This is a genomic window from Bacillus sp. COPE52 (assembly GCF_003355115.1).
GTDB classification, from domain to species: domain Bacteria; phylum Bacillota; class Bacilli; order Bacillales; family Bacillaceae_G; genus Bacillus_A; species Bacillus_A toyonensis.
Map to the genome: position 1 here is coordinate 2,181,735 of NZ_CP031292.1, position 11,925 is coordinate 2,193,659.

The 11,925-nt window shown below is 36.0% G+C and carries 15 protein-coding genes; 14 read left to right on the forward strand and 1 reads right to left on the reverse strand.

Annotation, left to right across the window (positions count from 1 at the left end; all coding sequences use genetic code 11):
• Positions 1–58: 58 nt before the first annotated feature.
• From DPQ31_RS10985 to DPQ31_RS11030, 10 genes are all read left to right on the forward strand, one after another.
• Complete coding sequence (locus DPQ31_RS10985) at positions 59–1,369, forward strand: aspartate aminotransferase family protein (RefSeq protein ID WP_001205888.1); 1,311 nt, start codon at positions 59–61, stop codon at positions 1,367–1,369.
• Complete coding sequence (gene atoD / locus DPQ31_RS10990) at positions 1,366–2,064, forward strand: acetate CoA-transferase subunit alpha (RefSeq protein WP_000208114.1); 699 nt, start codon at positions 1,366–1,368, stop codon at positions 2,062–2,064. Before DPQ31_RS10985 ends, atoD begins: the two co-directional genes overlap by 4 nt.
• Positions 2,049–2,711, forward strand: coding sequence for a CoA transferase subunit B (locus tag DPQ31_RS10995; RefSeq protein WP_000525263.1), 663 nt, complete (start codon positions 2,049–2,051; stop codon positions 2,709–2,711). The genes atoD and DPQ31_RS10995 overlap by 16 nt, the downstream gene beginning before the upstream one ends.
• A 15-nt stretch (positions 2,712–2,726) precedes the next feature.
• On the forward strand, positions 2,727–3,995 hold the full coding sequence (locus DPQ31_RS11000; protein ID WP_000811521.1) for a peptidase: 1,269 nt from the start codon (positions 2,727–2,729) through the stop codon (positions 3,993–3,995).
• Positions 3,992–4,849 carry a putative beta-lysine N-acetyltransferase gene (ablB, locus tag DPQ31_RS11005; protein WP_000878583.1) on the forward strand — a complete coding sequence of 286 codons (858 nt, stop codon included), beginning with the start codon at positions 3,992–3,994 and terminating at the stop codon, positions 4,847–4,849. Before DPQ31_RS11000 ends, ablB begins: the two co-directional genes overlap by 4 nt.
• Before the next feature lie 208 nt (positions 4,850–5,057).
• Complete coding sequence (rocR, locus tag DPQ31_RS11010) at positions 5,058–6,443, forward strand: arginine utilization transcriptional regulator RocR (RefSeq protein WP_002038616.1); 1,386 nt, start codon at positions 5,058–5,060, stop codon at positions 6,441–6,443.
• A 210-nt stretch (positions 6,444–6,653) separates the two neighbouring features.
• Positions 6,654–8,075 (forward strand): lysine 2,3-aminomutase, encoded by a 1,422-nt coding sequence (gene ablA / locus DPQ31_RS11015; protein WP_208731890.1) that lies wholly within the window; start codon positions 6,654–6,656, stop codon positions 8,073–8,075.
• Positions 8,072–8,344: a YokU family protein gene (locus DPQ31_RS11020; RefSeq protein WP_000995765.1), complete on the forward strand. Its 273-nt coding sequence runs from the start codon at positions 8,072–8,074 to the stop codon at positions 8,342–8,344. Before ablA ends, DPQ31_RS11020 begins: the two co-directional genes overlap by 4 nt.
• A gap of 72 nt (positions 8,345–8,416) precedes the next feature.
• The gene (locus DPQ31_RS11025; protein WP_000750718.1) at positions 8,417–8,632 is read left to right on the forward strand and encodes a YozE family protein; all 216 of its coding nucleotides are present in this window, start codon (positions 8,417–8,419) and stop codon (positions 8,630–8,632) included.
• A 247-nt stretch (positions 8,633–8,879) separates the two neighbouring features.
• Positions 8,880–9,542, forward strand: coding sequence for a hypothetical protein (locus DPQ31_RS11030; RefSeq protein WP_000101503.1), 663 nt, complete (start codon positions 8,880–8,882; stop codon positions 9,540–9,542).
• Positions 9,543–9,546: 4 nt separating this feature from the next.
• On the opposite strand, the gene DPQ31_RS11035 is transcribed toward DPQ31_RS11030, so the two are convergent.
• Positions 9,547–9,702 (reverse strand): DUF3930 family protein, encoded by a 156-nt coding sequence (locus DPQ31_RS11035; protein ID WP_000456536.1) that lies wholly within the window; start codon positions 9,700–9,702, stop codon positions 9,547–9,549.
• Between the two features lie 150 nt (positions 9,703–9,852).
• Here DPQ31_RS11035 and DPQ31_RS11040 point away from each other — a divergent pair, with 150 nt between their 5' ends.
• From DPQ31_RS11040 to DPQ31_RS11055, 4 genes are all read left to right on the forward strand, one after another.
• Positions 9,853–10,032, forward strand: coding sequence for a YozD family protein (locus DPQ31_RS11040; protein ID WP_000658452.1), 180 nt, complete (start codon positions 9,853–9,855; stop codon positions 10,030–10,032).
• Positions 10,033–10,142: 110 nt separating this feature from the next.
• Positions 10,143–10,325: a hypothetical protein gene (locus DPQ31_RS11045; RefSeq protein ID WP_208731891.1), complete on the forward strand. Its 183-nt coding sequence runs from the start codon at positions 10,143–10,145 to the stop codon at positions 10,323–10,325.
• Positions 10,325–11,146, forward strand: coding sequence for a serine/threonine protein kinase (locus tag DPQ31_RS11050; protein ID WP_097953463.1), 822 nt, complete (start codon positions 10,325–10,327; stop codon positions 11,144–11,146). The genes DPQ31_RS11045 and DPQ31_RS11050 overlap by 1 nt, the downstream gene beginning before the upstream one ends.
• Positions 11,128–11,883 carry a sporulation protein gene (locus DPQ31_RS11055; protein WP_000486638.1) on the forward strand — a complete coding sequence of 252 codons (756 nt, stop codon included), beginning with the start codon at positions 11,128–11,130 and terminating at the stop codon, positions 11,881–11,883. Before DPQ31_RS11050 ends, DPQ31_RS11055 begins: the two co-directional genes overlap by 19 nt.
• Positions 11,884–11,925 lie beyond the last annotated feature (42 nt).

Sequence of the window (11,925 nt, forward strand, 5' to 3'; positions counted from 1 at the left end):
GAAAGAAACGTCAATTTTCTTCATATACATATACAAATTGAAGAAATGGGGGAGCGCTATGCGCGATTACTTAATTAAACCACTTGTTGGTCAGCCGTATCCAATGATTTCACATGGAAAAGGTGTATATTTGTATGACCAGAACGGAAATAAATATTTTGATGGTTCGTCAGGAGCAATTACGGCAGGTATTGGACATGGCGTAAAGGAGATTGCAGATGTTATTAAAAAGCAAGCAGAGGAGATTGCTTTCGTATATAGATCACAGTTTACGAGTGAACCAGCTGAAAAACTAGCGAAGAAGTTAAGTGATTTAAGTGTAGGAGATTTGAACTGGAGCTTTTTCGTAAATAGTGGTACGGAAGCAAATGAAACAGCTATGAAAATTGCAATTCAGCATTTTCAGGAGCGCGGTATTCAAGGGAAACATAAAATTTTGTCACGCTGGATGAGCTATCACGGTATTACGATGGGAGCCTTATCAATGTCTGGGCATCCGCTGCGCAGACAACGTTTCGTATCTATTTTGGAAGATTATCCAACTATTCCAGCCCCATATTGTTTCAGGTGCCCTGTACAAAAGGTATATCCAACTTGTCAGCTTGCTTGTGCAACTGAACTAGAAAGATCAATTGAAAGAATTGGTGCGGAGCATATTGCAGCTTTTATTGCTGAACCGATTATCGGAGCAGCTGGCGGTGCGGTTGTACCGCCGAAAGAATATTATAAAGTGATTAAAGATATTTGTAGTCATTACGATATTTTATTCATTGCGGATGAAGTAATGACTGGGCTTGGTCGTACTGGTGCATGGTTTGCGATGGAGCATTGGGGTGTAGAACCGGATATTATGACGCTTGGTAAGGGATTAGGAGCGGGATATACACCAATGGCTGCGACGATTGTTAGTGACCGAGTTATGGAGCCGATTTTACGTGGGTCACGTTCTGTTATGAGTGGTCATACGCTAAGTGCAAATCCATTATCTGCAGCAACGGCTCTAGCTGTTATTGAATACATGGAGAAACATAATCTACCTGAAAAAACAGCGGAAAAGGGAGAATATTTAATTAAGGGACTACAGAAAGTTCAGCAACAATCGACAATTATTGCGGATGTGCGTGGAAAAGGGTTGCTGATCGGAATAGAATTGCAACCGTTTACAAAAGCTTCGGAGCTTATTTCGGTTGCAGCTAAAAATGGTCTTCTTTTATACCAAGCTGTTTCAGGGCAAGCAGGAAAAGAAGATAGCGCACTGCTTGTGGCACCGCCGATGACAACTACATATTCCGAGTTAGATGAATTACTTTCAATTTTTGCAAAAAGTGTAGAAGAGATGATGCAAAAAGGAGGGCATAGTATCGTATGACAACAATTACAAATACATTCAATAAATTAAAAGAGATAGAGGAAGTAATTTCTTTGTTCCATGATGATATGACATTAATGTTTGGAGGGTTTGGGGGGATTGGATCCCCTCCAACTTTAATACAGGCTATTTTAGAAAAGGGAGTTACAAATTTAAATTTAATAGGAAATGACACGGGCTTTCCTGATGTAGGAATCGGTCGTCTTGTTACAAATGAACGGGTTAAGTCTTTAGTTACTTCCCATATTGGTTCAAATCCAAATGCAGGAAGACAGTTAAATGAAGGACGATTACAAATTGAGTTTTCCCCGCAAGGAACATTAGCAGAGCGTATTCGCGCTGGAGGCGTAGGGCTTGGTGGTGTTTTAGTTGATGTTGGTGTTGATACGATTGTTGAAGATGGAAAACGAACAGTCGAAATGAATGGCAAGACATACTTAGTTGAAACTGCATTAACTGCTGAAGTTGCGATTGTTTATGCGAAAAAAGCTGATCCGTTTGGTAATCTTGTATTCGACAAAAGTGCGCGGAATATGAATCCTCATGTTGCTATGGCTGGGGACATAACGATTGTAGAAGCAGAAGAAATTGTTCCACTTGGAAGTTTAGATCCTGAGGAAATTGTCGTTCCAGGTGTTTTCGTAAATTATATCGTACCGTCGGAAGGAGTGAATTGGAAATGGGTATGGGCGTAGAAGTGAGAGATAAGATTGCTAGGCGTGCGGCGAAAGAAATACAAAATGGCATGATTGTAAATTTAGGTATTGGCATTCCATCGCTTATACCGAATCATTTGCCTGACGATATAAATGTAATGTTTCATGCAGAAAATGGAATCGTCGGTATGGGGCCAACGCCAAGTAAAGGGAATGAAGACGAGAATTTATGTAATGCAGCAGGTTTACCGACTTCGCTTATTACAGGAGCGAGTTATTTTGATAGCTGCACTGCGTTTGGGATGATTCGAAAAGGTTTACTAGATATAACGATTCTTGGGTCATTACAAGTGAGTGAGAATGGAGATTTAGCAAACTGGATTGTACCAGGGAAACGTGTGCCCGGTATTGGGGGAGCGATGGATTTAGCACAAAAAGCGAAGCGTGTCGTTGTTGTGATGAATCATGTTGATAAATACGGAAATGCAAAAATTGTTTCAGAGTGTACATTGCCATTAACGTCAAAGAAATGTGTAGATTTAATTATTACAGATATGGCGGTTATGGAAGTGACTTCGAGTGGACTCATTTTACAAGAATTAATGAGCCCGTATACAGTAGAAGATATAAAGCGACATACGGAAGCTGAGTTTCAAATTGGCTCTAACTTACTAGTTATTGAATGAGGGGAGATGTAATATATGAAGCAATTAAAAAAGCAAGTTTGTGATTATATTGAGAGTCATGAAGAGGAAAGTGTGAAATTTTTAACACGGTTAATTCAAGAAAAAAGCGTATCTGGTGATGAAAGTGGTGCGCAGGCAATTGTGATTGAAAAATTACGTGAGCTAGGTTTAGATCTTGATATTTGGGAACCATCTTTTTCTAAAATGAAAGATCATCCTTATTTTGTATCACCACGTACAAGTTTTTCAGACAGCCCGAACATTGTGGCAACTTTAAAAGGAAGCGGCGATGGAAAATCTATGATATTAAATGGGCATATTGATGTAGTACCAGAAGGCGATGTGAATCAATGGGACCATCACCCATATAGTGGTGAGAAAATAGGGAATCGTATATATGGCCGCGGAACGACGGATATGAAAGGCGGCAATGTCGCACTTATGCTTGCGATGGAAGCGATTATTGAATCTGGTGTTGAATTAAAAGGAGATATTTATTTTCAAAGTGTCATAGAAGAAGAAAGTGGCGGGGCAGGGACATTAGCGACTATATTACGAGGATATAAGGCAGATGGTGTCATTATTCCAGAACCGACTAATATGAAGTTTTTCCCGAAGCAACAAGGGTCAATGTGGTTCCGTTTACATGTAAAAGGGAAAGCTGCACACGGTGGTACACGTTATGAAGGAGTAAGTGCAATTGAAAAAAGCATGTTTGTTATAGATCATTTGAGAAAATTAGAAGAGAAGAGAAATGGTCGAATTACTGATCCGTTATTTAAAGGAATTCCGATTCCAATTCCAATTAATATTGGAAAAATTGAAGGTGGTAGCTGGCCAAGTTCTGTTCCTGATTCGTTAATTTTAGAAGGAAGATATGGTATTGCGCCGAATGAGACTATAGAGGCAGCAAAAGAAGAGTTTGAGAGTTGGATCGCTGAATTACATGATGTGGACAATTGGTTTGTTGAAAATCCAGTAGAAGTAGAATGGTTTGGAGCGAGATGGGTTCCTGGTGAACTAGAAGAAAACCATGAGTTAATTACAACACTTCAGCATAACTTTGTTGAAATTGAAGGGAAGGAACCAATGATTGAAGCATCTCCGTGGGGGACTGATGGAGGTTTATTTACACAAATCTCAGGTGTACCAACGATAGTATTTGGTCCGGGAGAGACGAAAGTAGCACACTATCCAAACGAATATATAGAAATTGATAAAATGATAGCTGCCGCAAAAATTATTGCATGTACATTACTAGATTGGTGTGAGGTGAAAAAATGAAATACTATGAATCTTTTAGAGAGCAGACAAATTGCCATACAGTAGAAGGAGTTTTAGATTATTTTAATAAACGTATTCGAATAGATCACTATACAGGAAATGTTGAAAGTATTATACAGACAATTGACGGACTAGCAGAGAAACATTCTTTCACTAAATGTATTATTAAAGGAAAGGGAGAGCATGTTTCAACATGGCTCTCTTTCGGTTTCTTATTGGAAGCGACGATACCTCATTATTTTCAAGGACACGATGCATACTTCTTTGTGAAATATAATAATGATGAAAGACGAAATAGTATTCATTGGTCTGAGGAAGATACTATTTTAAGTGGTGTAAAAGCAAAAGAAGTAAAAGAAAAAGTAGTCCCGGAGAAATTTCTGTTAAGAAAAGCGACTGAAGAAGATGCAGAAGAATTAGCAACTGTCTTTGGAAAAGTATTTGAAGTGTATCCGACACCTTTAAATGAAGCGAGTTATGTATTACAGACGATGAAAGAAGACGATACAATTTACTACGTATATGAATTTGAGGGGAAAATCATTAGTACAGCGTCTGCAGAAATGAACGTAAAGGAAGGCAATGCAGAATTAACGAATTGTGCTACTTTACCTGAATATCGTAAACATGGGTTTATGAAAAGTTTGCTCATTAAGTTAGAAGAAGAGCTTCAAGAAAAATCTATTTTCTGTTCCTATACAATTGCTCGATCGTTATCTTTCGGTATGAATGCTGCCTTTCATCAGTTAGGCTATACATATACAGGAAGACTGGCGAACAATTGCTACATTTTCGATAAGTTGGAAGATATGAATATATGGGTAAAAGATTTATCTAGCTATTCGAAAGCATGAAGGCTCCCGCCTCAAAATTCGGCTGTAAAGTAAAAAAGTTAGGTGGGAATCTGGCTGCTCGTAAAAGCCCAACTAATTAAAGTTTTACTTTATCTAATCAAAAATAAATTTCATCAAAATATTAGAACGGAATCGTCATGCTTATAATCGCACATAGGTATGCCGGAAATTCGGCATAGTATTTGCTGAATTTTCGGCAAAAGGGGGGATGACATTGCTAGCAGTTTCGACACAAGAAGTCATTGAAGCGATTTTGGGCAGTATTGATGAGGCTATACACGCAGTAGATGAAAATGGTATTACAATTTTTTACAATACAGTTGCTGCGAAACACGATGGATCCAAAATTGAAAAAGTGTTAGGAAAGCATTTGTTAGAGGCGTTCCCATCTTTAACTAGGGAAACGAGTACATTGATGAAAGTTTTAGATACAAAAAAACCAATTGTACATCAAGTGCAACATTATCAAAATTTAAATGGAGAAGATGTTTGTACCGTAAATACGACGTTACCTATTTTTATAGATGGGAATATTGCTGGTGCTGTTGAAATTGCGAAAGACTACTCTACAATTCAAAAGCTAACTGATACCATTGTCGATTTACAGTCGAAAATAAAGCGATCGTCTAGAAAAAAAGTGATTAAAAAGCATGCTGCATTTGAGACGATAGTGACAAATGATTCTCGCTTTAAACAGACGAAAGAGTTAGCGCAAAAAGTAGCGCCAACAGATGCAAACGTTTTAATATATGGTGAAACGGGAACAGGAAAAGAACTGTTCGTGCAAGCAATTCATGAAGCTTCTAAAAGAAAAAACAAGCCATTTATTGCACAAAACTGTGCAGCTTTACCAGAATCACTATTAGAAAGCTTACTGTTTGGAACGACAAAAGGTAGCTATACAGGGGCGATTGAACGGGCAGGCTTATTTGAACTTGTAGATGGAGGAACATTATTTTTAGATGAACTGAATTCAATGCCGCTCGATTTACAAGCGAAAATGCTACGTGTATTAGAGGATGGAGTCATTAGACGAATCGGTGATAATAAGACGAGGAAAGTAGATGTTCGCGTGATTACCGCGATGAATCAGCCGCCAGAAGTATGTTTACGAGAAAATAAAATTCGCACTGATTTATATTATAGATTAAATGTGTTTTCATTATATATCCCGCCACTACGTGAAAGAACTGAGGATGTATTACTATTAGCTTCTTATTTCTTGAAAGAATATAATAAAAGCTATAAAAAAGGTGTACTTCAAATTGATAAGGAAGCGAAAGAAAGACTACAAGCTTATCAATGGCCTGGAAATGTTCGTGAGTTAAAACATACAATTGAACATGCTGTCATTATTGCGGAAGGAAATGCATTAACCGCAAATTGTTTACCTCGTATATTTAAGAAAGAGAAACTTCCAAAGAAGAAAAGTATATTACCGCTTCGGGAAGCTCTTCATCAAACAGAAAAGGAATTAATAGACCAAGCGTTGATTGAAACGGAAGGAAATATTTTGCAAGCAGCAAAAATGTTAGGTATTCCGCGTCAAACGCTTCAATATAAACTGAGTAAGTACGACAAAACCGCCGAATAATCGGCGGTTTTTGTGTGTTTGCACCAATAAAAGAACGTTTACATATATAAAAGGTAATGAATATGATAGTTAATATTCTGTTATTACTGCACTTGAAAATATTTTTTCTCCTATATAATAGGGTATTTCGCACATTTACTTATCAAGAATATGAAGTTGGCATAACAATTGCTTATATAAAGGATGAGCGTATAAAAAGGGGGAATAGCAATGTTACATGATGTATACAAACCAAATCGTCACTGGAAGGATATCGAATTATGGAAAGATGTTACTGAAGAGCAATGGAATGATTGGGTTTGGCAATTAACGAATACGATCAAAACGTTAGATGACTTAAGGAAAGTGATTAACTTAACACCTGAAGAAGAAGAGGGCGTTAAAATTTCAACGAAAACGATCCCGTTAAATATTACACCGTATTATGCTTGGCTAATGAATCCTGATGACCCACGCTGTCCGATTCGGATGCAATCTGTACCGATCTCGGAAGAGTTATATAAAACGAAATATGATTTAGAAGATCCACTTCATGAAGATGAAGATTCACCAGTTCCAGGGCTAACACATCGTTATCCTGACCGCGTATTATTCTTAGTAACGAATCAATGTTCTATGTATTGTCGTTACTGTACACGCCGTCGTTTTAGTGGACAAATTGGAATGGGTGTACCGAAGAAACAATTAGACGATGCGATTGCTTATATTAGTGAAACACCACAAGTACGTGACGTTTTAATCTCTGGTGGTGACGGTCTTCTAATTAATGATAAAATTTTAGAATACGTATTAAAAAATTTACGAGAGATTCCGCATGTTGAAATTATTCGTATCGGAACGAGAGCACCAGTAGTATTCCCGCAACGTATTACAGAAAACTTATGTAACATTATTAAAAAGTACCATCCAGTATGGTTAAATACACATTTCAACACTTCTATTGAAATTACAGAGGAATCGAAAAAAGCATGTGAAATGCTAGCGAACGCGGGTGTTCCAATTGGAAACCAAGCGGTAATTTTAGCAGGTATTAACGATAGCGTTCCAATTATGAAAAAGCTAATGCATGACTTAGTAAAAATCCGTGTGCGTCCATATTATATTTACCAATGTGACTTATCTGAAGGTATTGGACATTTCCGTGCACCAGTTTCTAAAGGTCTTGAAATTATTGAAGGCTTACGTGGACATACTTCTGGCTATGCAGTACCGACATTCGTTGTGGATGCACCGGGCGGAGGCGGAAAAATTGCGCTTCAGCCAAACTATTTAATTTCACAAAGTGCGGATAAAGTTGTACTTCGTAACTTTGAAGGGGTTATTACGACGTATCCAGAACCAGAGAGCTACATTCCAGGAAGAGCTGAAGGTTACTTTAAAGAAATTTATCCGAACTATGAAGAAAAACGTTCAGATGTTGGTATTGCAGGTCTTATGAGCGATAAGAAATTTAACCTTGTTCCAGATGATTTACAGCGTATGAACCGTCGTAAAGACTATGAAGATAATGATAAGCATGCATCTTTAAAAGATAAACGTGATAAGCGAGACCAATTAAAAGATAAAAAATATCAATCGCAAATGGCTAAATTAGAAGAAAACGACAAAAAAACTGAGGGTGATGCAGTATGAATTGTATGTGGTGTGACAGTACAGAAGCGAAAGAAAGCTTGAATACTGTGTATTGGGAACTACCAGATGGTACGAAAGCCATTGAAATCCAAAAGACACCATGTATTTCTTGTTCCTCATGTGGAATGGACTATCAAGCAGACCATACTGTAAAAGAAATTGAAGATCAGTTGTTTTTAATTTATACGAAAGATTTGCCAAAACAACTAACATATGAAGAGTTAATGGGAAGACCAAGACTATTAAAAAGAAATTATTTCGACTTTTAACCAGCTTTTATGCTGGTTTTTTTCTTTTTTGCCTTGTATAATGTACCCAAGTTAGAAAGGCAGGGAATATTTTTGAAAAAGACATTTTACCATTATATGATGAAGCATCGCGCAGCTTTATTTAGAAATGAAATTTCAGATTTAGCAGAGGCAATGTATGATGATTTAAGTTTTCCGAAGCAATCTGAAGACTATGATGAAATTAGTTCATACTTAGAGTTAAGTGGAATGCTAGAAAGTATGTCTATATTTGATGAAGCGTGGGATTTATACATACAAGAAGGATAAAAACGATTTGAAAACATACAGAATACATTACTTTTTGAAAGTGAAGTATTCTGTATGTTTTTTTATATGAAATGTCTTGATTTAAAGCTAGTCTATTTACTAGCTTTTTTGCGTTTCACATAAATTTTATGTAGTGATATTTTTTTATCGAAAAAATTTATGAATATAAGCTTCTGTGATAAGCGTTTTTAAGTAGGTTGCATATACTGTTATCAAAATCACGACGTCAAAAAAAGGAGAGATAGAGATGGCAAGAAAAAAACAACCTAAATACAACGTAGGGGACATAGTCGTGATTACGCTATATGGAACCGTTGGTAAAATCACAAATATGAAAGTTTTAGATGGGGTTTATGTATACGAAGTCAATAATCACGATGGATTTTATGTAGAACAAACATTGCAGCACGTTACAGAGCAAGAAATGAAAAAGGGCGATACGGAGTGGATTGAATTAAATTATAATTTCACCTTTGGTGATCTCGTGCAAGTGACTGGATATGATAAAGATGTTTTCCGTATTGTTGGTTTTCGTACAGAGGTATGGAGATACAAAAATGACGCATGGGAAGATACGATATATGAGTTATCACGAATTACGGATGGTGAATGGTTAGAAGCGGATGAATCAGATTTAACTTTACTTGCCAATGCTCAAACGGCAAATGCAATTTTGAAGAAAATGAAACAAGATAAAGCCGGCATGAATAAATTGGATTTAGGAAAATTAAAGTCAATTAACAACTCGAAAAAAGTGAGTGTTAAGACAAATCGTCAAGAAATCATAGATGGGTTACTTGATATTTATAACGATTATCAATTGTTATTTGATACATTTAAAGATGAAGAATATAAAATTGTTATGGATGTTGTTCATAATTATTTAGTTAAATTGACAGAGAAAAAATAGTTAACTAGACAGAGAGAATAAATTGAACAACAACATATGCAGTATAAGGTATGCCTACAATTATTAAAAAAATAAAAAGCCATTTAATAAGAGAGTCTGCCCATTGATCTTCATGCATGAACTCTTCTTTTGTTTGTTCTACTTCGTATTGGTATTCCATTATTATTTCCCCCTTTTGGATAGCTTGTACTACCATCGTATGCACCTCGTCCAAATGATATGACCTATAAAAAAAGAAAAACTATTTTTCTAATCTCATATACATAATTTTGAGATTTTTTCATAAAACAGAAATAAAGGAGTGATGCTCATGAAGGAAATTGAAGTCGTAATTGATACGGAAGAGATTGCGGAGTTTTTTTATGAGCAACTAATTGAAAGGGGATACGTCCCAAAGCGAGAGGAAATTGAAGATCTCGCAGATATTACATTCGAGTATTTATTAGAGAAATGCATGATTGACGAAGTTTTTGATGAAGAGGAAGATTGAAAGTAACGGCGGGCTAAACTCGTCGTTTTTTACTCTTTACAAACTTGTCACAAATATGCTTATAAATTATTGGTATAATTAAGAGAAAATTTTACTAAAGAGGTGAAGGGATGTTCAAAAAAATTATTGATTCTTTATTAGGAAAGAAAAAAAATCGTTCGTATTCGAGTAGTGATTCTCGTCATAGAGGGCGCTCTTATTCAAGTAGTGACTATAAGCGACGTTCTTCTGGTTATGGACACCAACATTATAAAAGAAAACGTAAAAGCCGTAGCTTCTTTTCAAGTAGCTGATGAAATGGCATCGTGTACTAGCTTTATTTGATAGACCACTGCGAAAAAATACAATTGTAGCAGAACGTTATAAAATTGAATCAGTAATTGGAATGGGCAGTTATGGGGTTACATATGTCGTTAATGATTTACAAATAAATAGATATAAAGTCTTAAAGCAGTTAAGACAAAGTAAACAAAGATATGAGTCTGGTAGAAAATCATTTGAGCAAGAGAAAATGATTTTACAAACATTGAATCATCAAGCAATTCCTAGTCTCTATGATCAGTTCTTATGGGAGAAAAAAAGCTTTTTTGTGATGGAATATATGCCTGGTGAAAATTTTGAAGATTATATTTTCTCAGATGGGCGTGTATATAAAGAACGTGAAGTTTTTGAAATTTTATATGAAATATTAGGAATTGTTTCAGTTTTTCATAGTAAAGGTATTATTCACCGAGATTTACGTATTCCGAACATATTAATGAAAGAAAATCAAATTAGTATTATTGATTTTGGATTAGCTAAATATAAAGGTGAGGGTGATGAGCGAGCTACAACGTATGAAGGTGAACAAGCTTTGATGCGAGAAGTTCACTTTCGTAGCGATTTTTATGCGCTTGGCCATTTCTCGTTATTTTTATTATATGCAGGATATGAATCGATTGAAAAACATGAAAAGCCATGGTATGAAGAGTTAACTTTGAAAAATGATAATCGTGAAATATTGATGCGAATGTTACAAATAAAAACACCGTACTATGAGAATGTACAAGATTTAAAAAAAGATATAGCTTTTGCTTTAGAAAGGATGGAGACTCCATGTTTCAAAAGTTTTTAGCGAGTGTTGGCATTGGTAGTGCAAAAGTAGATACTGTTCTTGAAAAAGAGGAGTATGTAGTTGGAGAAACGATAGTAGGGAAGGTTCGTATAACTGGGGGATCAGTTAGCCAACAAATTGAAAGCATTTACTTAACGTTATCTACATCATATGTAAGAGAAGTGGATGATAAAAAAGTAACAGCAACGTTTGACTTAGAGCGAGTTCGTTTAACAGATCCATTTTCTGTAGAGCCAAATGAAAAGAAAGAAATTCCATTTTCATTTAAGATGCCAATTGAAGCACCACTAACACTTGGAATGAAAACGGTTTGGGTTCATACAGGCCTTGATATTAAAAATAGTATTGATCCAAGTGACCGTGATTACATTCAAGTGTTGCCAAATGCACTATTGAACAGTGTATTAGAAAGTGTAAATCAATTAGGTTTTAAAGCGCGTCATATAGAATGCGAAGAATTACCATATCGATTACGTAAGCAAGTACCATTCGCACAAGAGTTTGAGTTTATTCCTGTTTCAGGACAGTATTATGGGAAATTAGATGAATTAGAATTATTAATCTTGCCAAGTTCCCACGATCGGTTAGAAATCATTATGGAAGTAGATAGAAAATCACGTGGATTGGCAGGTTTATTTGCAGAAGCACTTGATCTGGATGAGAAGGTTATTCGCTTTACAGTAACGAATGAAGATATCCCAACGATGCAGCAAAAAATTAACAATTATATTTTTTAATAAACTATGCATAAAAAAGAAATGGAGAGGAAAACTAAAACA

Coding starts and splice junctions, on each gene's coding strand:
- ablA (WP_208731890.1), top strand. CDS start 6,654: ATGTTACATGATGTATACAAACCAAATCGTCACTGGAAGGATATCGAA.
- DPQ31_RS11045 (WP_208731891.1), top strand. CDS start 10,143: ATGTTCAAAAAAATTATTGATTCTTTATTAGGAAAGAAAAAAAATCGT.
- DPQ31_RS10985 (WP_001205888.1), top strand. CDS start 59: ATGCGCGATTACTTAATTAAACCACTTGTTGGTCAGCCGTATCCAATG.
- atoD (WP_000208114.1), top strand. CDS start 1,366: ATGACAACAATTACAAATACATTCAATAAATTAAAAGAGATAGAGGAA.
- DPQ31_RS11000 (WP_000811521.1), top strand. CDS start 2,727: ATGAAGCAATTAAAAAAGCAAGTTTGTGATTATATTGAGAGTCATGAA.
- rocR (WP_002038616.1), top strand. CDS start 5,058: ATGACATTGCTAGCAGTTTCGACACAAGAAGTCATTGAAGCGATTTTG.
- DPQ31_RS11020 (WP_000995765.1), top strand. CDS start 8,072: ATGAATTGTATGTGGTGTGACAGTACAGAAGCGAAAGAAAGCTTGAAT.
- DPQ31_RS11035 (WP_000456536.1), bottom strand. CDS start 9,702: ATGGAATACCAATACGAAGTAGAACAAACAAAAGAAGAGTTCATGCAT.
- DPQ31_RS10995 (WP_000525263.1), top strand. CDS start 2,049: ATGGGTATGGGCGTAGAAGTGAGAGATAAGATTGCTAGGCGTGCGGCG.
- ablB (WP_000878583.1), top strand. CDS start 3,992: ATGAAATACTATGAATCTTTTAGAGAGCAGACAAATTGCCATACAGTA.
- DPQ31_RS11030 (WP_000101503.1), top strand. CDS start 8,880: ATGGCAAGAAAAAAACAACCTAAATACAACGTAGGGGACATAGTCGTG.
- DPQ31_RS11055 (WP_000486638.1), top strand. CDS start 11,128: ATGTTTCAAAAGTTTTTAGCGAGTGTTGGCATTGGTAGTGCAAAAGTA.
- DPQ31_RS11040 (WP_000658452.1), top strand. CDS start 9,853: ATGAAGGAAATTGAAGTCGTAATTGATACGGAAGAGATTGCGGAGTTT.
- DPQ31_RS11050 (WP_097953463.1), top strand. CDS start 10,325: ATGAAATGGCATCGTGTACTAGCTTTATTTGATAGACCACTGCGAAAA.